This window comes from Sporolactobacillus spathodeae, from assembly GCF_016908935.1.
Taxonomy (GTDB): domain Bacteria; phylum Bacillota; class Bacilli; order Bacillales; family Sporolactobacillaceae; genus Sporolactobacillus; species Sporolactobacillus spathodeae.
Map to the genome: position 1 here is coordinate 39582 of NZ_JAFBEV010000007.1, position 26219 is coordinate 65800.

Here is a 26219-nt window from a genome sequence, read left to right on the forward strand (position 1 = left end):
GAAATTTCAGCATTTTTTGGAAAACACGCTGCCGAACTTGCTTGGCGTCTCTGTGCAAGTCTATTCTTTACTTGTCGCTTCAGGGGCTCACTATTCATTTCAATTTTTAACGCGATTTTGATTTTTCCAAAATTAATTGACAGATGTTCCGACACAATTAACTTATCGGTCAGATCATCTGACATATGAATTGACGTGTCGTTAATTTCCGGCTAAGATATTTCTTGTAAACTTCATCCTTTCTGTTTTCGTATATCCTTAATCTTACGGTTTAGGGTCTCTACTGAATAACCGTAATTGACTGTGAAATATGCGTGCATATTTTCACAGTCCTTTTTTTATTTATTTTAAAGTACACGTTTTTTCGTCGTTCTAAGTGCTGGGGAGGGATTTCATTGTCAACCTTATTAATTAAGGACGCCGAGATTGTCACGATGAATGCAAAAGAAGAAATTATCACCGGGGATCTGTTGATTCAAGGGGACCGGATCGTCTCTTGCGGTCCTTCCATTGAACCGCATGCCGCCGACCGGGTTTTAGACGGACGCGGACGGATTGTCATTCCTGGATTTATTCAAACGCATATTCACCTCTGCCAGACATTGTTTCGCGGACGAGCAGATGACTTGCAGTTAATGGACTGGCTACGCAAGCGGATTTGGCCACTTGAAGCCGCTCACGATAAAGAATCGATCTATCTCTCAGCGATGCTCGGGATCGGCGAACTGATTGCCGGTGGTTCTACAACGATTGTCGACATGGAAACGGTGCACCATACCAATGAAGCCTTCGAAGCTATCGCCGCAAGTGGCATCCGCGCTTTGTCCGGTAAGGTTATGATGGACAAAGGCGAAGATGTGCCCGCGGGTCTAAGCGAGCGCACCGAGGATTCGCTCAGAGAAAGTGTCGATCTGCTCGAAAAATGGAACGGATTTGACGGTGGCCGGATCCGCTATGCCTTTGCCCCGCGTTTCGTGATCTCCTGCACGGAAAAATTGCTCACCGAAGTCCGTGACCTAGCCGAGCATTACGATACGTTCATTCACACGCACGCTTCAGAGAACCAAGGCGAAATCGCGATTGTTGCGCAGCAGACAGGTATGCGCAACATCGCTTATCTAGATCACATCGGGCTGGCGAGCAAACGGCTGATTCTCGCTCATTGCATTTGGCTGAGTGACGCGGAAAAAGCGATTATTCGTGATCGCGGCGTCCATGTCAGCCATTGTCCAGGATCGAACCTAAAGCTTGCTTCCGGCAGAGCAGCTGTTCCGCAGATGGCCAACATGGGCATCAACCTTGGGCTTGGCGCAGACGGCGCCCCATGCAATAATAATCTCGATATGTTTCAGGAGATGCGTCTCGCCGCGCTTATCCATAAACCATCAAACGGACCGACGGCAATGGATGCCCATCACGTATTCCGCATGGCAACGATTGACGGCGCGAAGGCCGTCGGTATGGAAAAAGAAATCGGTAGTCTTGAGCCCGGTAAAAAAGCAGATTTAGCGATTCTCAATTTGAATCATTTTCACGCTCTGCCCTATTCAGGCGTCGATCCAATTTCCCGAATTGTTTATTCAGCCATTTGCAGCGATGTAGAGACAACAATCATTGACGGACATCTCGTTATGGAAAACCGTCAAATGCGAACGATTGATCAAGAACTTGTCCTCCGCGAAGCGGAAACAGCGATCAAACGACTGGTGCAACGTGCCGGCTTGGCGAACTGAGCACGATATGGTCCACCGTTTAACCAAATAAAGATAAAACGATGTCTCAAAGTTGCTAAATTGGCCTTTGAGACATTTTGCATGTAAGATTTGCATTTTATCGTTGCTTGCTTTATAAAAGGAAAGGTTATGTTTCAATTTCGCATTGTTTTTTTGATCAGAAAAACTTGGCATAGCCAAGTTCTTTTTCAACAATTGCGCTTCGGCTGCTCGCTTGCCGCGGCGCCGCGCGTCTCCTCAGACAAGCTGGCTTTAGCAAAGCCAAGGAAAATTAAAAGATAGGTGGAAAGAAGTGGAACACATGGCAGAAGGCATGGGGCTGATACTCATCGAACTTTGCGCGTACAATCGGCTCAAAGAATCGGATTTGGCGGATCTCACAGCCTATCCCGAAGTGGGCATCATGAGTTGTGAATGTTTAAATGTCTGTGGTATGTGCAGCATGCGTCCATTTGCCATGGTCAATGGACAGCGCGTCTTCGCGGAGACCCCCGAAGCCTGCACGGCAAAAATCAAGGCAAAAGTCATTCAGGAACTGAAACAATTGTCAGAATAACAGATGAGTCGCGAATTGGATAACCTAGGAGTTCCTGACCCCATCATGAATCTCTCTCCATGATTCTTCAACAAGGCTCTTATAAAAACTTGACGCATGTCGGACTCGGTAGCAAGAGTTCCGACTTCGATGCAGACAATTTTCCCGTCTCCGTATCACGCTGAAAAAGAACTAGGTTGCCGGATTCCTGATTGGCAACGACCAGCAGGTGCCCGGACGGATCCAGTTCAAAATCTCTCGGCCAGCTGCCACCCGCGGAGGCATGAGAAACGAGCGCCAAGCGCCCATCCGCTGAATTTACTCGATAGATGCCGATACTATCATGACCGCGATTGGATACATAGACATATCGCCCATCTGGAGAAATTTTTATCGCGCCGCCTTGGTTATGCCCTAAAAAAGCGCCCGGAAGTGAGCGAAGCGTCTGCAAAATTGCAAAACGTCCATCACGCGCTTCGTAGCTGAGGACAAAAATTTCCGAACTCAATTCGGATTGCACATAGGCAACCGGCTTCGTGGGATGAAAAATTAAATGGCGCGGACCCGTTCCATCCGGGAAGACAAGCTCTTGCAATTGTTTCAACTGTCCCTCAAACTCAGTGTACGTTATCAGCCGATCGGTCCCCAAATCAATGGCCACCAGATAGCGGCCATCCGGCGTATAATCTGCATAATGGACATGAGGACCCTCCTGACGCTCTAGAGCGGCGCCGCGTCCTTGATGGCGAACCTGGCAGACTTTAGCCGCCAAAGTTCCGTTATTGTCAAGACGATACATCGTGACCGTTCCACGATGATAATTGCCAGTTACCAGTTTGTCGTTCGTCTGATTCAATGCAAGATAGCATGGGGAGGCGCCGTCCGAAATCTTTTCAGCCGTTTTTGTTAGCTGACCGTCTGCACCAATAGTAAATGAGGCGACACCGCCCTCTTTCTCTTTTTTGGCGACTGCATAGAGCGTCCTTTTTTCCCCGCTCACTGTCAGATAGGTTGGGCTGCCGAGCGCTGCAGCGAGCTTAAGATCGCCCAATTTCATGCTATCCGTGTCGAGTGTGAATGCATAAATGCCCTTACTGCCGTTGTTGGTGTAACAGCCTATGTATCCTGTAAAAAGCGCCATTTTTTCGATATCCTCCATTGGTTCGATTTTTTCTTTAAATATGCCTGGTCCTTATTTGTATCAAATGTGCTACGGTTGCTCACGTGCCTAGGAGCACAGGGTCAAAAATCATAGTTTTACTCTTAATGAAAACACTTCTTGATTTGCCAGATGATCAGCATCACTACCCATTTGGCAAAAGAAAAAATCAAAGCAATTGAAAGCAACAACATAAGTTCAAAATTGACACGTCCGATACCTGTAATGAGCTGTCTCCCGAGCGATGGATCGAGCGAATAGCTGAGAAAACTCGCTAGAAGGCACAGAAGAAAAAACAGGCCAGCGCCGCTCGATGCGCCTTTAATATCCTCTTGGCTCAGCGACATATGCGAAGCAATGGATACTGAAAGCCACAAAAACAGCCAATAATTCAGATCGTAAAAATTCACGGGCGAAAAAAGCGCACCCATCATGGCAATGAAAGTCTGCAGCCAGAACAACCATGAAGCAGGATTCAGAAGCGATAACGTCTGCCGAAACGCAATTAACGAACCAAAAAAGTCCCTGCTATTAGGTGGAAGTAGTAAATAGGCAGCTGCCATAATTGCCAAGCTGCCACTGAACAAAGGTGCGACACCGATAAACAGATTTCCCGTTTTTTGATAGAAACTTTCCGGATGATAGCGATGCATGACATAGCCGATTGTTCCATGGTCATCCGGCCGCTGAAACCATTTAATGGCTGTAATCTGGTGTCTGAACAGCAGACACAGCAATGCGTGGCCGAGTTCATGAATCGGTGTGCCAATCCAAGCTGTCGCATAAATTCCTTTCATTCCGAACACCTGGATCGTCCGTGCGTTGGTTTGTTGCTCCATAGAGCCGAGAAGCAGGCCTGCAATCAGAAGACCGCCAAGAAGTGAGAAAAATTGCAGAAAGCTCAGCCAAATGATATTCAGCGCGAGGGCGATATACCATGAATGAAACATAGCTTACCGTTTGCCGAGCTGCTGGTGATCAAGAAAGGGTTTCAACTGCATGCGCGCTGGTGCCTTCAGACCTCTAGCAATTTCTTCAGTCCACGTTTCGTCCCGGTTATTTCCCTGGCGTGTCTGATAATAATGGGCAACTTCCTGATCATAGGCGGAAAGCTTTTCCGCTGGGATCTGATGCTGATAGTGATTTTTGTGAAAAATTACGTCAAATGGCAGGCGCGGTTTCTTCTCAGGATTCTGTGCTGGATAGCCGACGGCCATGCCGAAAATTGGGAACGTATGCTCTGGCAGATTGAGAATTTCTGCCGTCCGATCAATAGCGTTTTGGATGCTGCCAATATAGCAAATACCAAGTCCCATTGATTCGGCCGCAACGGCCATATTCTGCGCGGCAAATGCGGCGTCGCCAAGTGCAACAAGCAATCGCTGCGTCGTATCCAGCGTATCAGTAGCCACCCCCATTTTTTTACCGATACATCTATTTCGGTACTGATCTGCGACAAAAACAAAGAAATAGCCGTTATGTTCCACATAAGGCGCATTATAAGCAATTGGGCGCAATTGTTTTTTTATCTCTGGATCATCGATACCAATAATGGAATATGATTGTGTAAAACTTGATGTAGATGCTGCCTGAGCGCATTGAACAAGCAAGCGAACCTGCGCTTCTGTTAGTGCCTGATCCGTAAATTCGCGAATGGAACGATGGTTGAGCAAAGTCTCGATAACTGGATAATTCATCTTTTACCTCCTCGCGTCTTTCCTCCATTATAGAAGTTCAGAACAGGAACTGCACGCAGCAGGCAGCCGCTCCTGTGTATGAGATAAACTGGGCTACGCCAAGTCTTTTTTTGTAAAAATTACGTTCCGGCTGCTCGCTTGCCGCGGGCGATCCGTGAGCCTCCTCAGACAAACTGGAATCTGCGGGGTCTCACTTGGCTCGCTTTTCCCGCAGGCGTCTCGCGCCTTCGCTGCATTTTTTGTGCAAAATCTTATACATTCTTCTTATCTCTTTAGAAAAACTTGACGAAGCCAAGTTCTTAGACGACGGCTGAGTCTTAGTTTTTTCTTATACTTAATTCCCCTGAAAATTTTATACTTTCTTAACGCGTACAAAAAAAAGCGGCGAAACATTCATTTCCGCCGCGTGATTATTTGTTTAAACGAATCAATCTGCTAATTTTTCATTCAGAACCGGAACGATCTGCTTCTTGCGGGAGACGACACCTTTCAGTGTTGCCGTATGATTGATCAACTTGACACCGAATGCCTCAGCTGTCTTTTCGGATGCTTTGCCAAGAATCAGCGCTTCAGAATCGCTTGTCAAAATATTCGTGACAGCAAGCAGAAAGACGTCTAGATGCTTCGCTTCGATTTCTTTGGAAATTGCTGCTTCCAGTTCATCCTGTCGCGATAGCGCATCCTGAACGTCAACCACATTTACCTGAGCAATTTCAACTGCATGGCTGCCCATCGTGAATGGTTTCATGTCGAGCTGAATCAATTCTTCAGCAGCTTTGTCGGCAATATTGGTTCCTGCCTTCAGCATGTCGAGGCCATAAGTCGCCGCGTCAACGCCAGCAATGGCCTCCAGTTCTTTCGCAGCTGCCACGTCTTCCTGCGTGCAGGTCGGCGATTTAAAAAGCAGTGTGTCGGAAATTATCGCAGACAGCATCAGACCTGCTGTCGTTTTCGATAAAGCGACGCCATTTTCTTTGAATAATTTATTAACAATCGTACAGGTGCAACCAACTGGTTCTGCACGATAATAGAGCGGTGATTTGGTCTCAAAGTTTGCAATCCGGTGATGATCGACAACCGAGCGTATCTCGACTTTCTCAATATCATCCACACTTTGTCCGCGCTCGTTGTGATCGACGAGATAAACCGCCGGCACTTCATCGGCAACGCTCTTTACGAGGCGAGGCGCATCCACATGAAAATAATTAAGTACATACTCGGTTTCTCCGCCAATTTCACCGAGACGGACCGGTTCGACTTCTTCACCCAATTTGTTCTTCAATTCCGCAAATGCGATTGCGGAACAAATCGCATCTGTATCAGGACTTTTATGCCCGAAGACAAGCACTTTTCCCATTTGACTACCCCTTAATCTATGGTATTTGGCTATTCACAGAATCCCGTTTATAGTCTTTTAACAAAACCATACATGAAGTCATTAATAATTTCAATAGCCTTATAAGAAACCACACGAATTTGTGAAATTATTATCATATTAAGTCTGTTTTTGTCAATGCCTAAAATCAATTAAACTCCCTGTTTTTCCCCATTTCTAATCACTTGTCACAAAATATTAAAAAATGTAAGCGCTTTTGCTAGCGTTTTCACAAACAAGTTCTTATAATAAAATTGTCGAAAGGGTTAGGGGAAACCGAAGTGCCGGCAACGGCTGAACCTGGCCAAGCTATCTTGTATGACATCATAAATTTCTTACTTACATTTGATGAGGAGTGTTCCAAATGACTGAAGTATTAACCCAGACGAAAAAAATTGCAAAATCCATTACTTCGCCAAAAAAATTCATTGTCGGAAAAGATATTCTGGCAAATATCAGCGATTATATTGCCCCGCTCGGAAATAATGCTTATTTCATTTGTGATGAATTTATCGTAGATCGCACGATTAAAGAAGCAGGTGCTTCATTTCAGCAAAGCGGAAACACAGCAACCTTCGAGAAATTCAATTATGAATGTAGTCAGGAAGAAATCGATCGGAACCGCAAGCTTGCACGCGAAGCGGGAGCAAATGTCATTGTTGGTATCGGCGGTGGTAAAACGCTTGATACCGCCAAATCGACCGCTTATTATGAGCACCTGCCTGTCGTCATTTACCCGACGATCGCATCAACTGACGCACCTTGCACAGCCTTGGCTGTTATTTATACTAAGGATGGACAGTTTGATCACTACCTCTTTCTGCCAAGTAACCCAGATATGGTTATTGCCGATACCGATATTATCGCAGCTGCGCCTGCACGTTTCTTTGCCGCCGGCATCGGCGATGGTCTAACCACCTATTTTGAAGCACGCGCCTGCTACAAGAAAAATGGATTGAACTTGGCCAATATGAAACCGGCACTTGTTGGTGTCGGATTAGCAAAACTGTGCTACGACACGATCCGCGATAACGCTGTACTCGCCATGCGCGCAGTTGAGAAGAAACTCTCGACACCTGCGGTTGAAGCGACAATCGAAGCGACGATCTATTTAAGCGGCGTTGGCGCAGAATCCGGCGGCTTGGCGGCAGCTCATGCCATCCATAATGGCATGACAGCAGTTCCTTCCCTGCACCGCGTGCAGCACGGCGATAAAGTTACTTTCGGTCTGCTCGCACAGCTCGTTCTCGAAAAAGCAGATCAAAAAGAAATTGAAGAAGTAATCCATATCATCAAGGCAGTCGGTCTGCCGTTGACCCTAAAGGATCTGGGCGTTGAAGAATTCATCGAAGACGAATGGCGCAATGTCGCTGAACTCTCCTGTGCGGAAAATGACACAATGGGCAATATGCCATTCGAAGTCACACCGGACGATGTCTTTAACGCCATCGTTACAGCCGACGCTATTGCTCAATCCTATCACGATTGAAGAATTCCAAAAAAACTGCCGGTCCATTAAACGGATCGGCAGTTTTTTTTATAAAATTCTTTTATAACGAGTACCGCTGTTATTCATACGCTACAAAAGCGGGGCACCAATGCGTTGCATCAGCAAATATGGCAGTCGGCTTTGTCTGCCTAAAAGTGATGCAAATATTATATAAAACCTGATAAAAATTAAACAGCGAAAGCGAAGAGAGCGAAATGCCTACGTGAAGGAGAGGACAAGGGAGGCTCCGCAACTTTCAGCTTGTCCGGAGAAGCTCCCGACCTCTCCGCGACAAGCGAGGCCCCGAAGCGTTGCAATAGCAAAAGGATCATTCCCGATGCAGCAATTTTGTGTTGGCGATATATAGTGCTGCGACAAGAACCAGTATCGCGATCGAATAAAAAAGTACTGATTTCGGATTTTCATGACTGACAATAATCAGCCGGACAATCGCCGTAACCCCGATGTAGATAAAATAGCGTAACGGAAAATGATAGTGTGCTTGAAAATACTTGATAATCAAAGCGATGAACTCGAAATAGAGAAAGAAAACAAGAATTCCCTCGAGCAGATGAAAATAAACTGCATTTCCATGCAAAAAAAGATAAGAAAAAATCTCGAATGTTTCTTTAATTAAAGCGATGCAGAGAACAGCCGCAAGAACGAGGAGCACAGTGTTCAGTACCCAGCGCAACACGTCAGATATCAGTGCCGCGCCCACTCTCTGTATCTTCTCTTCTTTTTCTTTTCCCATGTCCTGCCTCCTTTCTTCTATTTTATGGCACCATCAGAAAAAAAGCACCGTTCCTAAGTTGAACGGCGCTTCTTTATCTATCATTTCTCAATCAATTTTTCTTCAACTTACGCGCAATGCCTGTGCCAAGCGATTGAATGATCTGAACAATAACAATTAGAATAATAATCACGGCATACATGACATCTGGTTGGAAGCGGACATAACCAAACTGATAAGCAAGGTCGCCGAGACCACCGGCGCCAACAAATCCAGCCATCGCCGTTTCGCCAATCAAGCTGATCGTTGCAATCGTCAGACCAAGAATAATCGACGAGCGCGCTTCACGAACAACCACATACCAAATAATTTTTGGTGTTGAAATACCCATTGCCTGATAAGCTTCAATAATACCGTGATCCACTTCAAGCATTGCCGATTCAAGCAAACGCGCGACATAGGGCGCGCAGGCAACAACGAGAGGGACAATGACACCCTTGACACCAATTGTCGTGCCGACCAGCGCATGTGTAAATGGAAGAATAAAGAAAAGCAGGATAATGAATGGAATCGAACGGATAATGTTAATCAAAGCATTGAAGAATGCATAGATCCAAACATTTTGACCCTGTCCGCCCTTTCGTGTCAAGACGAGCAATATCGCTAGCAAGATTCCAATTACAAGTGAAAAAGCGAGCGAGATGACCGTCATCTCAACGGTTTCAATGAAGCCCTGCCCTATAGCACTGCCCCATTGGCTGATAAAATTGCTCATCTCAATAATCCGCCTCCTCAACAAGAATCTCCTGTTGCTTCAAATATTGAATCGCCGCTTCCGTTTCCGAACGGTCACCTTTCAAATGAACAAGCAAATTACCGATTGACTGATCTTTCAACTGATCAATGCCGCCAGCGATGATACTCGGAAGAACGTCGAATTTTTTAGCAACCGTCGCCAGAAAAGGATCCTTAGCCGATTCGCCAAGAAATGTCAGATTCACCAGACGTCCGCTTTTCAACAAATCCCGACGAATGCTCTCAGGTATGCTTAAGCGTGATTCGTTGCGAATAAATTGTTGCGTCATTGCTTCTTTTGGACGGGCAAAAATATCAACAACAGATCCTTGTTCTACAATTTGGCCTTTTTCCATGACGGCTACTCGATCGCAAACGCGCTGTATCACATTCAATTCATGAGTAATCAGAAAAATCGTTATGCCAAGTTCAGCATTGATTTTTAGAAGCAACTCGAGAATCGATTCCGTCGTGTTTGGATCAAGCGCACTCGTCGCCTCATCGCTGAGCAACACTTCTGGTTCATGAGCCAGTGCACGCGCGATTGCCACCCGTTGTTTCTGTCCACCTGAAAGCTGGCTTGGGTAGGCATCGCGACGATCAGTGAGTCCGACAATGTCAAGATACTTTTCGGTCCGCCGTTCGATCTCATCCTTTGCGACACCTTCCAACTTAAGCGGAATGGCGATATTCTCATAGACCGAAGCAGTTTCCAGCAAATTGTATCCCTGAAAAATCATCCCGATTTTCCGTCTGAGTTTCAAAAGATCCCTTTTGCTCAGTTTCAGAATATCTTTGTCGTCGACAATGACATGACCGCTTGTCGGACGTTCCAGCAGATTGATGCAGCGAATCAGCGTACTTTTCCCTGCACCGCTGAAACCAATCACACCGAAAATCTCTCCTTTGCGGATTGTTAACGACACATCTTTCAGCGCTTCAATTTTCTTTTTACCGACTTGGAAAGTCTTTGACACATGATTCAATTCAATCAAGATAAATCCTCCTTACCATGCAGGAACCACAGAGCCACCGAACTTGTGTTTAATGAAATCTGTTACAGTTTTCGAATGATAATATTTTTCAATCTGTTTAACCACTTTGTCATTCTTATTTTCGGTACGAACAACGAAATAGTTTGGATACGGATTATTTACGAGCGGTTCATGGAAGATGGAATCTTTCAGAACAGTCAGGCCAGCGCCCATTGCAAAATTGGTGTTAATTGCTGAAGCAGATACCTGGCTCAATTGTGCAGGAAGCTGTGCCGCATCAAGTTCGATAATCTGAAGATGTTTTGGATTGCTCGTGACGTCGCGCTTCGTTGCCGTAACACCGGAACCCGTTTTCAGCTTAATCACGCCAGCCTTTTCAAATAATTGAAGAGCCCGCAGTTCATTAGCCGGATCATTCGGTACTGCAATCTTATCACCATTTTTCAAATCTTTCAGGCTTTTGATGCTCTTAGAGTAAATCCCCATTGGAAAGGCTACTGTTTTAAAAGCAGCCGTAAATTTATAACCCTTATTCTTCACCTGATCTTTAAAGAAAGGTAGCGTCTGGTAGCTGTTGGCATCGAGATTCTTATCACTCAATGCTGTATTTGGCTGGTTATAGTCATTGAATACCTTTAGATGAATCGTCAAACCATCCTTTTTCGCCAGTTTCACGACCTGCTCCATTACTTCTTGATGCGGTCCTCCAGTGACACCTACCGTAACTTCCTTATCGCTCAATTGGTTTGATGATCCACTTCCACAAGCAGCAAGTACAAAGATCAATGAAAGTGCGAGTAATGTCGACAAAACTTTAATCGTTTTTTTCATCCTTAATCCCCCATTTTCTCTTAGAAAATTTAATTTACAGCTGATGCATCAGAATACTATGAATTTATTGTCCCCTATCGAATCCAAACATCTCCATGGCAACGCTCTGTCCATGATTCGTTTTCCCTTCCGACGGTCAGTAATTCAACGCCGAAAAAAGCAATTTGATGTGAATGGTGTCTGAACAAATGCTTGCCATACGATACAAAAAAGGCTTCTCTGCAGAGAGAGAAGCCTGTATGGTCATTTTCTCTCTTATCTTTCAAAGCCATTGTTTCAGACTTTGCAGGAATTAGCACCAGAATCAAAATTCGATTTGGTTGCCGGGTTTCATCGGGCCAGTCCCTCCGCCACTCTGGATAAGAATGTATTCGATTGGTTAGTAAATTGATTGTACTATGAATCTACAATCCTGTCAAAAACTTTTTATTTTATTTCGACGATGCCTCTGTTTCATAGCCTTTCGGATGGCTGCTATGCCAAGACCAGGCATCAGCAAGTATCTCCGGTATATTCGTATGCACCGGTTTCCATCCAAGAACGCGCTTTGCCTTTTCTGGAGAAGCAATCAACGTGCTCGGATCACCCGCGCGCCGCGGCGCAAGCTCTGCCGGAATCGATTTGCCAGTCACTTTACGTGCAGCGTCGATAATTTCTTTGACGGAGAACCCTTCACTTGATCCAAGGTTGAACACATTACTCTCTCCGCCCTTGAGCAAATAATTCAGTGCGAGACGATGCGCCGCAATCAAGTCTTCGATATGTACATAATCGCGGATACATGTCCCATCCTTTGTCGGATAATCATCGCCATAAATTTGCAAATGATCACGTTCACCTGCGGCAACCTGGAGAACAATCGGAATCAAATGTGTTTCCGGATGGTGATCTTCGCCAATTTTACCCGTCTTGCTCGCACCGGCCACATTGAAATAGCGCAATGCAACAAACTTCATGCCATATGCACGGTCGCACCATTTCATCATTTTCTCCATAGCTAGCTTTGTTTCGCCATATGGATTCGTTGGCTGTGTCGGCATATTCTCTGTAATCGGGACTTGTTCCGGTTCGCCGTAAGTTGCCGCCGTCGACGAAAAGACAATATGGCGCACACCGTTTTCCTGCATCACCTCAAGCAGAATCTGCATCCCGTATACATTGTTGTTAAAATACTTCAACGGCTTTTCAACCGATTCACCAACGAGCGAATTCGCAGCAAAATGAATCACCCCGTGAATTTTTTCTTTCTTGAAAACAGAGTCAAGAAAAGTCTTATCACGGATATCACCTTGATAGAATTTCGCTTGCGGATGGAGCGCTTCTTTGTGGCCGGTCTGAAGATTATCGACAACGATTACTTCTTCTCCCGCATCAATTAATTGATAAACGGCGTGCGAGCCAATGTAACCTGCTCCGCCAAGCACTAATACAGCCATCGTCTAAAGCCCCTCTCATTAATTTAACGAGTCAAATCTGTACCTAAAATCTGTACCTATTGTCCTACAATCTCTTGTGTTTGACAAGAAGCAGCCGCGCTTCTATTCTTCGACGAATTGGATCGAAACAGGTGCTTGCAGGACACGTTCCAAATGCTTCTTATGTTTCTGCGCTGCTTGTTCTTCAAAATAAGCATCATCATGATAAATTGCCTGAATCTGAATACCCTTCTTTTTGGTAATCTTGACTTTTAATTGGCTAACCACATGCTGACGCGTCCGATCAAAGTCATGCGCAAGGCGTAGCACCGCACCGAGCAGCTCATACATTTTCAACTCGTTTTTGCTGAGAAATAGTTCAAACGGTGCCGCAAAATCAAGCAATTTAATTTTATTTTTAAAAGATGCGATCAAGGCAAGCGCCAGTCGATTGTGGTGACTAATGCCGTTGATATTAATATTGGTCAGCAGATAGAAGGTATGTGCACTACTCGATTCATTGTTAACATATTCACCGATATAGGCCAAATCCGCGCTGTGAGAAAGCAACCAGGCTGTCTCCGCTTCCGAATAACTGTCAGTAATCAACGGACTGATACCATCAAAAATTTGAAAGGCAAGCGCCTTGACATAACTGGTGTGCGTACTGTCCAAATTGAAGTTCCGCCTGAGATGGCGAATACTTTCTTGAAGGACATGCGGGATCAGTTTCTCACCGCGTTCCTTGAGCATCCATTCATAAAAAACGCCTTCCCTCAGCCCTTGGCCGCTCAACATAAATTTTTGACCATTATTCAATTTCACAAGCGTATTGATGACAATCGCAGCCGGCAAAATAATATCCGACCGATCTTTTGATAAGCCATCCATTACCTCACGCTCACTTTGTGACATCGCCGCGAGCCGATGAGTCAACAAGTTAAGCCGCGCGCGCGGCATTGTGTACTGATGAAGACCAACCATCGGATAATGTTGTTCCGCTTGGTCAATTTTACATAGGTTCCGCGCTGTGCCGCCAATGCCGATAACCGGTAACGGCTGATTAACCAACCAGTCGAAGGTGGAAAAAACAGTTCTTAAATAGGCTTCCAGTCGACTGATCGCCTGTGGATCATTGCTGCTAAAATAGTTTTTGTAAAGGGTAACTGCTCCAAACGGGAAGGAGTGGGCATGTACCAATTTCCGGTCATGAAAGAGCGTGACCTCCGTGCTTCCGCCGCCAATATCAATCGAGATACCATTTTCAATCTCCGTTGAGTTAACGATCGCCGAAAATCCATATGTCGCCTCTTGAAGGCCGGAGAGCAACCGGATCTTCAGGCCGGTATGCTGAAAAATATAGTCGAAAACATCTTCACGATTCGCAGCTTTACGCATCGCAGCTGTCGCCACAGCGTCAACAACTGTTATTTTCGGCTCGCGACGAATAATCGCCAAGAAGCGTCGCAGTACCTGAAGCAAGATGATCTGTCCCTCGTCATTCAGATTCTGCCGCTCATCAATATAATTGCTTAGTCTGGCAACTACTTTGAAATTAAGCAGTTCCTCGCAGAAATAGCTTTTATCAATGCCGATAACAACTAAACGAATCGAGTTCGATCCGATATCAATCATGGCGTGTTTCTGTGCGATCTCCAATCCTAATCACCTCCGTCATCCGCCGTCCGATAAACGACCGTCTCGTCCGGCGTCAGAAAATTGATGGTGTACTCGGTCAAAAGGCCCTGAATCAAATACTATTCAAGTATAACCTTTTCCAGCAAGATCGTGTGTTTTTTCAGGTGAAAAAGCTTGAACCGTTTAGTCCTTGTTCGTTGCTTCTTCTCCCTCAATCTTATTTCTTGTATCTACCCGAAACCCTTTTTTCTTTGCGTCGGTATAAATCGGCAGTGGATAACCTGCTTGTGTCAGATAGTTCTCGATTGACTTAACCATCTGCTTAACAACAGCGACACGCGCATACCATTTATTATTCGCTGGTATAATATGCCATGGTGCGCATGCCTGGTCGGTTTTCGCAAACATGTCTTCGGCGGCTTCTGCGTATGCCGCCCATTTTGATCGGTTGCGCCAATCTTCATCTGTAATCTTCCAGCGCTTCAGCGGATCCTCTTCACGCTCGCGAAAACGTTTGTACTGCTCGTCTTTGCTGATGTGCAACCAGAACTTTTCAATAATATAGCGGTCATCTGTCAGCAGCTTCTCAAATTGTTTCACTTCGTGGTACGCCCTTTTCCACTCTTCTTCTTTGGCGAAGCCTTCTACACGCTCCACAAGTACACGTCCATACCATGAGCGATCAAAAATGACAATTTGTCCGTACTGAGGAAGCTTGCGCCAAAACCGCTGCAAATATTGATAACGTTTTTCATGAGGAACAGGTGCAGCAATGGGGATAACATTATAACCGCGTGGATCAAGATTGGCGACTGCACGCTTGATCGCGCCGCCTTTGCCCGCAGCATCCCAGCCTTCAAACACAAAAATGACTGCAATATTTTTCTCTTTTAGCAAATGCTGCAAGGCCAGCAGCCGGATCTGATACTTCTTCAGTTTCTTCTCGTATTTCTTTCTGTTTTTAATTTTACTGCTCAAATCCACTTGATCCAAACGATGTTCGCCCATTTGAGTGCCCCCTTTTGTTCGATACGTCCGCACTGTTGTTTGAATATGAAACAAATAGCTGGTGACTATAATATCCCCGGCTTTTCGTTCTTGAATTTAGTATAGATCATTACAGTTGTCGCGGCATTCCGAGGCATACTCTGTGGGAAATTCTTTCAGGCACATATTTCTGGAAACAAGGGCCAAACTATAAAACGGCGAACAATTATCCGCCAAAATTTCAAAAGAAAGCCGTGACAATCAATGCCTGAAAACAAGAAGAATGCATTTGATGAAAAGTTAAACCAAGAACAGTCGTTTAACCTGGAATTCTCTGAACCACTTGACGAACATTCCGTTGAAGAGCGCGAACGCGCACAGCGAACTGGCGATGAAAACAATTACGACACCAAGAACAGCAGCAGCAAGTACAACAAAAAATAAGGGTTAGACAAAAAGGATCCGTGCCTTTGATTCAGGCTACGGATCCTTTTTGATATGTCAGAAGGACCTGGCTACAATCCAATTTTTTCCACTAAGCTTAGTTTTTGAATGAATGAATCGGCGATGGAATTCTACCACCGCGGGCAATGAAAGCCGCCGAGGATTCTTGGCTGACAGCCATAACCGGCGCATGTCCGAGCAGACCGCCGAATTCAACGGCGTCGCCTACCTTCGTGCCCGGAGCTGGAATGACGCGAACCGCCGTCGTTTTATTATTAATGACACCGATAGCCGCTTCATCGGCGATGATAGCAGAAATGGTTTCCGCTGGTGTATCGCCAGGAATTGCGATCATATCAAGACCAACCGAGCAAACCGCGGTCATCGCTTCTAATTTTTGAAGATTAAGGGCGCCCTTTTCAACTGCCTCAATCATTCCCGCATCTTCTGAAACCGGGATGAACGCGCCGCTCAGACCGCCGACATGGCTGCAAGCCATGACGCCGCCCTTCTTGACGGCATCGTTCAACAAGGCAAGTGCTGCTGTTGTGCCGTGCGCACCCGCCGCTTCGAGTCCCATTTCTTCAAGAATACGAGCAACCGAATCGCCAACAGCCGGTGTCGGCGCGAGCGAAAGATCAACGATTCCGAACGGCACACCGAGACGGTTTGATGCTTCATGACCGACAAGCTGGCCCATTCGCGTAATTTTGAAGGCAATTTTTTTTATGGTATCGGCGACAACATCGAAAGGCTGTCCTTTTACTTTCTCAAGTGCTCGCTTGACGACACCTGGACCGCTGACCCCGACATGAATGACGCTATCTGCCTCGCCTACCCCGTGGAAAGCACCCGCCATAAATGGATTATCCTCCACAGCATTGGCAAAAATAACCAGTTTGGCACAGCCTAACCCCTGATTTTCAGCAGTCAATTCGGCTGTTTTTTTGACAATAACACCCATCTCACGCACCGCATCCATATTGATTCCTGTACGCGTCGAGCCGATATTGACAGAGGAACAGACAAGTTCCGTTGTTGCCAGCGCTTCAGGAATGGATTGAATCAAACGTGCATCGCCAGACGTGTACCCTTTTTGCACCAATGCGCTGAAACCGCCGATGAAATTGACGCCGGTTTCCTTGGCAGCCGCATCCAGTGTTTTAGCAAAAGCCGTAAAATTCGTGTCGGCTGATGCGCCAGCAATAAGAGACATCGGTGTTACCGAAAGGCGCTTATGAATGATCGGAATCCCATACTCGTTTTCTATCGCTTCGCCTGTTTCAACAAGATGGGCCGCCAATCGGGTGATTTTATCATAAATTTTCTGCCGTGCCCGCGCACCATCGCTATCGATGCAGTCCAAAAGCGAAATACCCATTGTAATGGTTCGGATATCCAGTTTTTCTTCCTCAATCATCCGAATCGTTTCCATTATCTGTGTTGTTTCCATGCTTTGGTTCTCCTTTACAAACTATGCATCGAAGTGAAAATTTCTTCGCGCTGAATTTTAATTTGCACATGCAGAGCATCGCCCTTATCATTCAAAGCCTGTTTGATTTCGCCGAAATTGCAGTTCGCGGACTCAAGATCGAGAACCATCATCATTGTAAAATAGCCGTTCATAATGGTCTGCGATACATCAAGAATATTAATTTTCAATTCCGCCAGTTGATTGCTGACCCCCGCAATAATACCAACATTGTCCTTGCCGATAACCGTTAAAATCGCCTTCATGTGAGCACCCCTCAAATTGTTATCACGTAACGATCCCGTTGTTTCTCGATGTTCTATAGCCTTTCCAGAAAAACACAGTGCAGTTGTCGTTTTATTGACAAAAAGGAAACGTTCTTATAAGATAAGAAATGTCTTAAAGACATGCGGGTGTAGTTTAATGGTAAAATTAGAGCTTCCCAAGCTCTCGTCGTGGGTTCGATTCCCATCACCCGCTTCTTATCCGATTTAAGAGAGCGCCTCTGGCGCTCTTTTCTTTTGCCTGCAATCGGCAGGACGTCTAAATACTGGTCACTTTTCCAAATGCATGAAGATGGTCGATACAATTATAGTCGATAATCTTCCACGTATTCGCACACGATTCAATATGGCAGATGCATGTATTAAATAGTTTCGTTTTTCCTGTGCCGATTTTGCCATCAGAGAGGGTGGCGAGAATCACATTGATTAGGCCACCATGTGCAACAAGCAGCACTTTCGCTTTTGGTGCAGCCTGGTGAATGGCCGCCAATCCGTGCAAGACGCGCTCTTGAACCTGCTCAAATCGCTCCATGCCGGGGATATTCATATCCGGAAAATGCTGATCCCGCTCGGCAACAGTCATACCCGATGCTTCTCCGTAATCTTTTTCAATAAAATCGGCGCTCTCAATAAGGGGAAGCGCTCCGATGTAGGAATTGATCACTTCTGCGGTCTGCTTGGCGCGAAGAAGTGGGCTTGTGTATACTGCCGCAAATGATTCCTTACTCAAGAATCTGCCCACAAGATCCGCCTGCTGTCTGCCTCTTGCGTTAAGTGGGATGTCTTCACGGCCTTGCAGTTTCCCCATCGCGTTCCAATCTGTTTCCCCATGCCTGACCAGGCATATTGTTGTCATGACTCAGCCTCCATCATTAGTACTCCAGCAAATACTTGCTCTCGTTTGATGCTTCCTTTTAGTATAACGAAAATAAAGTGACTGTGTCTTGTACAAATATCGCCAATTTCACGAAAATTGTCAAATGACGTCGAGTAATTAGAAAAACTAGGCTTTTTTTAACAATTGCGCTCTGGTCGCTCGCTTGCCGCGGGCGATCCGTGAGCCTCCTCGAACAACCTAGAATCCGCGGGGTCTCACTTGGCTCGCTTTTCCCGCAGGCGTCTCGCGCCTTCGCTACATTTTTGCGTAAAGTCATATACACTCTTTATAAAAATAAACAGGGGCGGAATTCGCTACTCCACTCCTGTTCTCAGATCAAATTTTTATCTTTGGCCTTTTATATATGGCAAACCATCTGCTTTCGGCGCAACTGCTCGTCCAACAAATCCTGTCAACACGATGAGCGTAAGCACGTACGGTGCAATCAGCAGATACACAGATGGGAGTTGGTCCAAATAGGGAATCTGCTGGCTTGTGATGCTCAGGGACTGGGCAAAGCCGAAAAACAGTGAAGCACCAAGCGCGCCAAACGGATGCCATTTACCAAATACAAGTGCAGCTAGCGCAAGAAACCCTTGGCCAGCAATTGTCGAAACATTGTAATTCGAGGTAATCGTCACGAGATAGACAGCACCGCCGATTCCGCCGAAGATACCACTCAACACAACCCCGATATAACGCATTCTAATAACGTTTATACCAAGTGTATCAGCGGCTGCAGGGTGTTCGCCGACCGAACGCAATCTGAGTCCAAACGGTGTTTTGAAGATCACATACCAACAAACAAAGGCTGCGAGTATCGCCAGATAAGATGTATAAGTCACTTGTTGAAAAAATATCGGTCCAATGATTGGTATTTTGGAAAGCAGCGGAATATTGATTTTATCAATATTATTCTCAATATAAGGTGTCTGCCCTCCGCCATTATAAATTAATTTGACAAGAAAGATTGTCAGTCCTGCAGCCAAAAAATTTAAAGCTACACCGCTGACCGTCTGATCCGCGCGGAAAGAAATTGACACGACCGCATGGATTAGCGAGAAAATGCCACCTGCAACTCCTGCAATCAGAATGGCTAGCCAAGGCGAAAAAGCACCAAAGCCCGAATGCTCTAAAGCTAGTGTAGCAACCGCCGCAGTAAAAGCCCCTACGGACATTAAGCCCTCGAGACCGATATTGACGACACCCGATCGCTCGGTGAAAACGCCGCCGAGCGAGGTGAAAATCAACGGTGCCGCTGTCAGCAGGGTCGAAGGAACGATGATGCACAGAACTTCGAAGAAACTCATGCTTTATGTCTCCTTCCCATGAAACGGCCCCATGCCCACTGGACAACATATCCCGAGCCGACAAAAAATATAATCAAGGCGATAATAATTTGAATTAATTCAATCGGTACACCGGCAACTGATTGCATGGTCAGGCCACCTGTCTGCAAACCAGCGAACAGAGCGCCTGACAAAACAACGCCAATCGGCGTATTCAGCCCAAGTAGCGCAACTGCGATTCCGTTAAAACCAATCCCGGTGAATGTCGCATTAATCATCATATACTGATAGGTGCCCAAACCTTCCATAGCACCTGCAAGTCCGGCAAAAATTCCTGATATCGTCATCGATAGAATGATATTGCGGCTGACGTTCATTCCCGCATATTGCGATGCATCCTGACTGAAGCCTACGGAACGGAGCTCAAAGCCCATTGTTGTCCGCCACAGAATAAACCACATGGCGATTACTGCGAGTATGGCAACAATGAACCCCCAGTGGAGCCGAGAACCTTGTGTCAGGTTGGCAAGGAAATTTGACGCAAGTGACGCAGCAGGCGGTATCGTTGGTGTGCGTTCACCTTGCGTGAATAAGAACGTTTTAATCAAATAGCTTGTCGTATAAAGACTTATGTAGTTCATCATGATTGTCGATATGACTTCATGCACTTTAAAGCGCGCCTTAAGAAAACCTGGGATGAGCCCCCATAAACCGCCGGCCACTGCGCCGGCCAAAATGCTGAGCGGCAAAAGGATAAATTTTGGCAGGCTGTCAAATCCGATGGCGCAGGCAACCGAGGCGAACCAACCAGCCATCAGCTGGCCTTCAACACCGATATTGAACAAACCCGTGCGAAACGCAAAAGCAACCGCAAGTCCGGAAAGCACGAGCGGAATCATCGCTCGTATGGTCTCCCCTGCGTAATAAGGCTGTAAAAAAATCGACTGGACAATGGAACTATACGCGAGCAGGGGATCGTATCCTGTAGCCCACATGATAATGGCACCGCAGAGCAGGCCGAGTATGACAGAGATCACTGGAATCAGCAAAGTCATCCAGCTGATTTTCTTCAATAATTGATTCATGCTTGTTCTGCCCCCTTCTTACGCCCAGCCATTAGAAGACCGAGTTCACGTTCATCTGTCTCCTTTGGATTGACAATATCAATGATTTTCCCTTCGTAAATCACAGCAATCCGATCGCTGAGATGCAGAATTTCATCGAGTTCGAAGGAAACAAGCAGAACTGCTCGCCCCTTCTTTTTCTCTTCGATTAATTTTCCATGGATAAATTCAATGGCCCCAATATCGAGACCACGTGTCGGTTGCGCAGCAATCAGCAATTTTGGGCTGCGATCTACTTCACGGGCAACAATGACCTTTTGTTGGTTGCCTCCAGATAGCGAACGGGCAAGAACTTTTTCCGAAGGTGTCCGCACATCAAATTCCTGAATGAGCTGCTTCGCCTTTTTAGAAATAACACTGTGATTCAGAACACCCAGATTTGAGAATGGTCGCTGATAGTAGGTCTGCAACACCGTATTTTCGCCGACGGTGAAATTCATCACCAAGCCGTGCTTCTGCCTATCTTCCGGAATATAGCCAAGGCCTGCCTCAATGATTTTCCGAGTATGCCGATTCGTGATATCTTTCCCATCTAAAGCGATGGATCCTTGCGTTACCTTGGCCAAGCCGGCAATCGCTTGAACCAATTCCTGCTGACCATTGCCGTCGACGCCGGCGATACCAAGAATTTCTCCGCCATGAACCGTCAAATTCAGTCCATTCACCGTATGAACCTTGCGGGCATCCTGAACAACGAGGTCCTTAATTTCGAGAACCGCTTCTTTCGGTTCATAAGGTGCGTTGTTGATTTGTGTATTGACTTTGCGTCCAACCATCATATTCGCAAGTTCTTCAGGACTCGTTTCGTCAATCTTGACGCGATCAATCATTTTGCCGCGACGAATGACCGTACATGAGCTACAAGATTCAAAGATTTCTTTGAGTTTATGTGTGATCAGGATAATCGACTTGCCCTCTTGAACGAGCTTCTTCATAATCTCTATGAGTTCCTGTATTTCAAGCGGCGTCAATACAGCGGTCGGTTCGTCCAAAATCAGAATATCGGAACCGCGATACAAGGTCTTGAGAATCTCGACACGCTGCTGCATGCCCACAGTGATATCTTCAACTTTTTTCAACGGATCCACTTTCAGACCGTATCTTTCCGATAGTTCGCGAACAATCCGAACGGCCTCTTTCATATCCAGCCTGCCAAATCGTTTCGGTTCTTTTCCAAGCACAATATTTTCTGCTACTGTAAAGTTCTCAACGAGCATAAAGTGCTGATGAACCATGCCGATTCCAAGTTGATTGGCATCATTCGGATTATGAATTTCCGCCTTTTTTCCGTGGACATAAATTTCGCCTTGATCGGGCTGATACAGGCCGAATAATATATTCATCAGCGTTGATTTTCCAGCACCGTTTTCACCGAATAGCGCGTGAATTTCTCCTTCTTCGACTTGGAGCGTTATATCATCATTTGCGACAATGCCCGGAAACTCTTTTCGGATATGTCGCATTTCAATTGCATAGGGCATGCCTTTGTCTCCCATCTCAGAATATGTAATGACAAGCAGATGAAGCAGCTTCATCTTCCTTTAACTTGAATGAATTGTCTCATTTCGGATGAAAATTTATTTATTTTCTCACCTAGTATAGCAAACATGTTCATTTATTGACTATGGCTTTCCGTAACAAAAAAATCGAGAAAACGCTGTTTTACTTATTAAGATAAACTTGGTATAGCCAAGTCTTTTTTAACAATTTTGCTTCGGCTGCTCGCTTGTAGCGGGCGCACCGCGAGCTCCTCAGACAAGCTGGAATCTGCGGGGTCTCGCTGGTTCGTTTTTCCCGTTGGCGTCTCGCGTCTTCGCTACATTCTTGCGTAGAAAAATTTGGCATAGCCAAAGTCCTTTTTTGTAACAATTGCGCTCTGGTCGCTCGCTTGCCGCGGGCGTCAGAGCGCAGTTGCTGCGTTTTTCGCGCAGAATCATAAAATTCCTTGTAAGATAAACTTGGCGTAGCCAAGTCCTTTTAGGCGCCAGAGCACCTCGCTACATTTTTGTGCAAAAATCTTTATACTTTCTTAAAAAAACGAAGGATGAGGCGCATGTGTTCGGCGCCTCATCCTTCTTGAAAGACAGATTATTTTAAAGTTGCAAGGAAGCTTTTGTATGCTGCATCCGTCGCAGGAACTTTAATGCTACCGTCAATAATCTTCTGCTTATATGTCTTGACAGCAGCAAGTGCTTTAGGCGAAATGTTTTTGGTTGTCGGTGCAATGCCAACACCATTTTGTTTCAAACCATAAACGAGTACTTTGCCACCAGGGAATTTGCCTGCTTTTGTTCTCGCCGTTACATCATAGATTGCTTTGTCGACGCGTTTTACCATCGAAGTCAGCGTAACGTTTTGAGGAAGACCCTGTGCGTATTGATCCTTGTCTACACCAACTACCCAAACTTTCTTGCCATTCTTTGTCCGGTTTTTCGCTTCAGTGAATACACCGTTTCCTGTATCGCCTGCGGCTGCATAGATAATATCAGCGCCTTCAGTGTACATCGTCGAAGCGATGCTGCGTCCTTTATCTGGTGCGTTAAAAGCTCCAGCATATTGTACGTAAAGAGTAGCTTTCGGATTAACGGATTTAACACCGGCTTTGAAGCCGTTTTCGAATGCCTTGATCAATGCGGAATTGATACCACCGACAAAGCCGATTTTGTTCGTCTTTGTTGTCAGTCCAGCAACAACACCGACAAGAAAGGATCCTTGTTCTGCTTCAAACGTCATGCTCGCAACGTTTTTCAAAGGTTTGTTGTTTTTGTCGACAGCAACTGCATCGACAATACCGAGATTTGCTTTAGGATTCTGTTCCGCAACTTTCTGAATGTCGCTCTGCATCAGATAGCCGATACCGAAGACAACGTTGTAGTTCTGGTGAACCAATTGGTTCAAGTTCGGAGAATAATCTGAAGCTTGAGTTGATTGAAGGTATTTAACCTGACTGCCTACCTTGAGGTTATTATCCTTACCGAATGATTTCAGGCCTTCCCAAGCTGACTGGTTGAATGATTTGTCATTGACACCGCCTGTGTCCGTAACCATACCTGCTTTGAAACTTTTCTTGGCAGTTGTACCTGCACTGCTATTTCCACAACCTGCGAGCGCAGTTGCCAGAACAACGACGAAAGCAAGAAGAACTGCTAGTCTCTTTTTAAGCACACAAAAACCCCCTACACATTTTTCCAAACTCACATTTTTTACTATAGATCATCTATCCCAAAAAAGAAACAGAAAATGCAACAAAAAGCGTAAATTATTGTAACTAAATAAAATAGTGTTCGTCTTTAATGCAGTTTCCTCTTAAAAAAACATTCAAAAGCAAGCAAATCCATCTTTTTAGCAAAGCAACTGTGTCATATAATATATTACCTTATTTTGTGAAAAATATGTGGCTTTCTGTCGGATTTTCTGACAAATCGTTTATTGACACTATTTTTTTAAAAAGACATGCTTCCACTGCCAATTGGAAAACTTGTGTTAAAATGAACGAAGCAAAAAAATATCAGGAGGAATGATGATGGATCATTTACTGTTTATTGAAACCGGCGTCGGTATCGATGTGCATGGGCAAAGTGTGACGAAAGCCGCCGTTCGCGCTGTCATCGACGCTGTGCACAGAAATTCGATGCCTGGATTGACAGAATTGCTCCCCAAAGGTGATCTGAACAATATGAAAGTGACCATTCGGCTGGCGGTGCCTCGAGATAAAGATACGCTTGACCTTGAACGGATCAAAAAAGAGATTCCATACGGAACAGTCACAGTGACTGTCATGGACGGCGGCATGATCGCGCCCAGCGGTATTGTTCTGAAAGATAAAGAGGACAAAAATGACTTAATGTATATTGTCAATGCTTCTGTTGAAGTCGGGTATTAACTTGCGTGCCGCAGAATGAATAAAGAAACCCACAGCTAAGAAACGGCACCGAAGATAGTTGAAAAAGCGGGTCACTTGTCTCCTAACAAATGATCCGCTTTTTTATCTTTTTTTGGACGTGTGCCCTTACTTTAGAGAAATTAATTTCTGAGCTTATGCAGGACACTTAATCGATTCATTGAGCCAACCATTAATCAACTTTCTGAGCCAGTTCCTCTATCTTATTAAAGAAGCCAGTAGAATCAACGTCATAAACGAGTTCGATCATACGACCGCTCTCTGATGCTTCAATCCTTCCCTGTGCAGGCTCCTCCGTGTGAACAATTGTCCGCACATCGCGCGTTCTAACGAGTTCAGGAAATCCTGCTGACACGGCCGTCAGAACATCCCAAAGAAAATACGTTGAATTGGTTTCCTGATGCACGAGCGGCGGCACCGCCGCATAACACTGACCGAGAAAATCAATCCCTGTATATTTTCTCCGTCTGGCCCATTGCTGTCGAACGGCTGGAGTGAGCGGTACCTGATGCGTGCTTTCCAGTGCAACCATCCGGATAGTCAAACTACTTTGCCACACCCGAGCGACGGCCTGCGGATCCCAGAAGGCGTTCCATTCAGCCGTACCATCATGTTCCGGTTCCTCAACATTGCCGACTGGCTGCAAAGTACCGCCCATCCAAATCAACTTGTCAATCTTAGCTTCAATATCCGGCGCTTCATCCAAGGCACGCGCGACATCAGTCAAAGGTCCGGTGCAGACAAGTGTGGTTTTCTCCTCATCCCGGCGTACACATTGAATTAAATGTTGATGTGCGGGCAAATCGCTTACCGTTGTCGCCACATGACCCGATTCATTCAGCAGTGGCAGCGCATCGACAAAGAAAGGGTGCATCCGCCACTCTTTCGGAAATGGATTCATCCCTCGCGAATTCGATCGCGCTGTATCCACACGTTGTCCATGCCCAAAGCGGTCAATGATTTTCCGACTCGCCTGAATCCCAGGCGTCAGATAGCCGTCCGCTGGAATAACGGAAACGCCATTCAACGTGACCTGCTCCATTTGAAGTAACAAAAATAGTGAAATTAAATCATCAATGCCAGCGTCATGATTAAAGTAAACGTTCATTTTGTCATGCTCCCTTCATTTTTATAGCGCAAAGTCAGCTTCTTTCGATGGGCATCTACTAAATCCTCAAGTGTTAAATCATAGAGGTCAGCCAAAATAGACAGATTTGATAGGACGTCGCCCAATTCTTCAGCAAGATTGGCTATTATCACTTCTCTCGTGCAACGCTTCTCGCCAGGATGATCACGACCGATTTCAAAGGAACGAACCGCGCGAGAAACTTCACCAAGTTCTTCAATTAGAAATCCGATGCGTGTATAAGGCGGAAGATCGATCCAGCCTCGTTCGGTATAGAAATTTTTTTCCCATTCCTGAACTTCATTTAAATGCAACTGCTAC

25 protein-coding genes, 1 tRNA gene and 1 riboswitch are annotated in these 26219 nt (G+C 45.7%); of the genes, 6 read left to right on the top strand and 20 right to left on the bottom strand.

The features are described from left to right. Positions 1 to 395: 395 nt before the first annotated feature. Together JOC27_RS05220 and JOC27_RS05225 are read left to right on the top strand one after the other, a co-directional pair. Complete coding sequence (locus tag JOC27_RS05220; protein ID WP_205005957.1) at positions 396 to 1733, top strand: 5'-deoxyadenosine deaminase; 1338 nt, start codon at positions 396 to 398, stop codon at positions 1731 to 1733. Between the two features lie 301 nt (positions 1734 to 2034). Beyond that, entirely contained in the window at positions 2035 to 2289 is a 255-nt protein-coding gene (locus JOC27_RS05225; protein ID WP_239529873.1) for a DUF1450 domain-containing protein, read from the top strand. Positions 2290 to 2368: 79 nt separating this feature from the next. Here JOC27_RS05225 and JOC27_RS05230 read toward each other — a convergent pair whose 3' ends face one another. The 4 genes from JOC27_RS05230 to JOC27_RS05245 form a co-directional block, all read right to left on the bottom strand. Next, positions 2369 to 3409: a lactonase family protein gene (locus JOC27_RS05230; RefSeq protein ID WP_205005958.1), complete on the bottom strand. Its 1041-nt coding sequence runs from the start codon at positions 3407 to 3409 to the stop codon at positions 2369 to 2371. A 122-nt stretch (positions 3410 to 3531) separates the two neighbouring features. Next, positions 3532 to 4377, bottom strand: coding sequence for a hypothetical protein (locus tag JOC27_RS05235; RefSeq protein WP_205005959.1), 846 nt, complete (start codon positions 4375 to 4377; stop codon positions 3532 to 3534). Between the two features lie 3 nt (positions 4378 to 4380). After that, complete coding sequence (nfsA, locus tag JOC27_RS05240; protein ID WP_205005960.1) at positions 4381 to 5124, bottom strand: oxygen-insensitive NADPH nitroreductase; 744 nt, start codon at positions 5122 to 5124, stop codon at positions 4381 to 4383. A 427-nt stretch (positions 5125 to 5551) separates the two neighbouring features. Then, positions 5552 to 6481, bottom strand: a complete 930-nt coding sequence (locus JOC27_RS05245; protein WP_205005961.1) for a manganese-dependent inorganic pyrophosphatase — start codon at positions 6479 to 6481, stop codon at positions 5552 to 5554. A gap of 382 nt (positions 6482 to 6863) precedes the next feature. Here JOC27_RS05245 and JOC27_RS05250 point away from each other — a divergent pair, with 382 nt between their 5' ends. Beyond that, positions 6864 to 7988: a glycerol dehydrogenase gene (locus JOC27_RS05250; protein WP_205005962.1), complete on the top strand. Its 1125-nt coding sequence runs from the start codon at positions 6864 to 6866 to the stop codon at positions 7986 to 7988. A gap of 328 nt (positions 7989 to 8316) precedes the next feature. Here JOC27_RS05250 and psiE read toward each other — a convergent pair whose 3' ends face one another. The 7 genes from psiE to JOC27_RS05285 form a co-directional block, all read right to left on the bottom strand. After that, complete coding sequence (psiE, locus tag JOC27_RS05255; protein ID WP_205005963.1) at positions 8317 to 8742, bottom strand: phosphate-starvation-inducible protein PsiE; 426 nt, start codon at positions 8740 to 8742, stop codon at positions 8317 to 8319. 91 nt (positions 8743 to 8833) lie between these two features. Continuing rightward, a complete protein-coding gene (locus JOC27_RS05260) occupies positions 8834 to 9496 on the bottom strand; it encodes a methionine ABC transporter permease (protein ID WP_205005964.1) in 663 nt (220 codons plus the stop codon). Position 9497: 1 nt separating this feature from the next. Beyond that, the gene (locus JOC27_RS05265; protein WP_205005965.1) at positions 9498 to 10511 is read right to left on the bottom strand and encodes a methionine ABC transporter ATP-binding protein; all 1014 of its coding nucleotides are present in this window, start codon (positions 10509 to 10511) and stop codon (positions 9498 to 9500) included. Positions 10512 to 10523: 12 nt separating this feature from the next. Further along, positions 10524 to 11342 carry a MetQ/NlpA family ABC transporter substrate-binding protein gene (locus tag JOC27_RS05270; RefSeq protein ID WP_205005966.1) on the bottom strand — a complete coding sequence of 273 codons (819 nt, stop codon included), beginning with the start codon at positions 11340 to 11342 and terminating at the stop codon, positions 10524 to 10526. A 252-nt stretch (positions 11343 to 11594) separates the two neighbouring features. Then, positions 11595 to 11708: riboswitch (SAM riboswitch) on the bottom strand. A gap of 65 nt (positions 11709 to 11773) precedes the next feature. Beyond that, positions 11774 to 12778, bottom strand: a complete 1005-nt coding sequence (gene galE, locus JOC27_RS05275; protein WP_205005967.1) for a UDP-glucose 4-epimerase GalE — start codon at positions 12776 to 12778, stop codon at positions 11774 to 11776. Positions 12779 to 12880: 102 nt separating this feature from the next. Next, the gene (locus JOC27_RS05280) at positions 12881 to 14416 is read right to left on the bottom strand and encodes a Ppx/GppA family phosphatase (protein WP_205005968.1); all 1536 of its coding nucleotides are present in this window, start codon (positions 14414 to 14416) and stop codon (positions 12881 to 12883) included. Positions 14417 to 14578: 162 nt separating this feature from the next. Next, positions 14579 to 15403 (bottom strand): polyphosphate kinase 2 family protein, encoded by an 825-nt coding sequence (locus tag JOC27_RS05285; protein WP_205005969.1) that lies wholly within the window; start codon positions 15401 to 15403, stop codon positions 14579 to 14581. A 243-nt stretch (positions 15404 to 15646) separates the two neighbouring features. Between JOC27_RS05285 and JOC27_RS05290 the strand changes: the two genes are divergently transcribed. Next, a complete protein-coding gene (locus JOC27_RS05290; RefSeq protein ID WP_205005970.1) occupies positions 15647 to 15826 on the top strand; it encodes a hypothetical protein in 180 nt (59 codons plus the stop codon). A gap of 97 nt (positions 15827 to 15923) precedes the next feature. On the opposite strand, the gene JOC27_RS05295 is transcribed toward JOC27_RS05290, so the two are convergent. Next, positions 15924 to 17279, bottom strand: coding sequence for a PFL family protein (locus JOC27_RS05295; protein WP_205005971.1), 1356 nt, complete (start codon positions 17277 to 17279; stop codon positions 15924 to 15926). 14 nt (positions 17280 to 17293) lie between these two features. After that, on the bottom strand, positions 17294 to 17563 hold the full coding sequence (locus tag JOC27_RS05300) for an ACT domain-containing protein (protein ID WP_205005972.1): 270 nt from the start codon (positions 17561 to 17563) through the stop codon (positions 17294 to 17296). A gap of 143 nt (positions 17564 to 17706) precedes the next feature. On the opposite strand from JOC27_RS05300, the gene JOC27_RS05305 reads away from it, so the two are divergent. Then, positions 17707 to 17777: transfer RNA gene (locus tag JOC27_RS05305), tRNA-Gly, on the top strand. Positions 17778 to 17840: 63 nt separating this feature from the next. On the opposite strand, the gene JOC27_RS05310 is transcribed toward JOC27_RS05305, so the two are convergent. The 5 genes from JOC27_RS05310 to JOC27_RS05330 form a co-directional block, all read right to left on the bottom strand. Next, entirely contained in the window at positions 17841 to 18437 is a 597-nt protein-coding gene (locus JOC27_RS05310; protein ID WP_205005973.1) for a histidine phosphatase family protein, read from the bottom strand. Between the two features lie 365 nt (positions 18438 to 18802). Next, positions 18803 to 19768, bottom strand: a complete 966-nt coding sequence (locus JOC27_RS05315) for an ABC transporter permease (RefSeq protein ID WP_205005974.1) — start codon at positions 19766 to 19768, stop codon at positions 18803 to 18805. After that, complete coding sequence (locus JOC27_RS05320; RefSeq protein ID WP_205005975.1) at positions 19765 to 20832, bottom strand: ABC transporter permease; 1068 nt, start codon at positions 20830 to 20832, stop codon at positions 19765 to 19767. Before JOC27_RS05320 ends, JOC27_RS05315 begins: the two co-directional genes overlap by 4 nt. Beyond that, positions 20829 to 22352, bottom strand: a complete 1524-nt coding sequence (locus tag JOC27_RS05325; protein ID WP_205005976.1) for an ABC transporter ATP-binding protein — start codon at positions 22350 to 22352, stop codon at positions 20829 to 20831. Before JOC27_RS05325 ends, JOC27_RS05320 begins: the two co-directional genes overlap by 4 nt. 607 nt (positions 22353 to 22959) lie before the next feature. After that, the gene (locus JOC27_RS05330; RefSeq protein ID WP_205005977.1) at positions 22960 to 24036 is read right to left on the bottom strand and encodes a BMP family ABC transporter substrate-binding protein; all 1077 of its coding nucleotides are present in this window, start codon (positions 24034 to 24036) and stop codon (positions 22960 to 22962) included. A 358-nt stretch (positions 24037 to 24394) separates the two neighbouring features. Between JOC27_RS05330 and JOC27_RS05335 the strand changes: the two genes are divergently transcribed. After that, positions 24395 to 24754, top strand: coding sequence for a Lin0512 family protein (locus tag JOC27_RS05335; protein ID WP_205005978.1), 360 nt, complete (start codon positions 24395 to 24397; stop codon positions 24752 to 24754). A 190-nt stretch (positions 24755 to 24944) separates the two neighbouring features. Here the strand turns inward: JOC27_RS05335 and JOC27_RS05340 are convergent, their stop codons facing one another. Next, on the bottom strand, positions 24945 to 25880 hold the full coding sequence (locus JOC27_RS05340; RefSeq protein WP_205005979.1) for a nucleoside hydrolase: 936 nt from the start codon (positions 25878 to 25880) through the stop codon (positions 24945 to 24947). Further along, positions 25877 to 26212: a MazG nucleotide pyrophosphohydrolase domain-containing protein gene (locus JOC27_RS05345; RefSeq protein WP_205005980.1), complete on the bottom strand. Its 336-nt coding sequence runs from the start codon at positions 26210 to 26212 to the stop codon at positions 25877 to 25879. Before JOC27_RS05345 ends, JOC27_RS05340 begins: the two co-directional genes overlap by 4 nt. Positions 26213 to 26219: the final 7 nt, after the last annotated feature.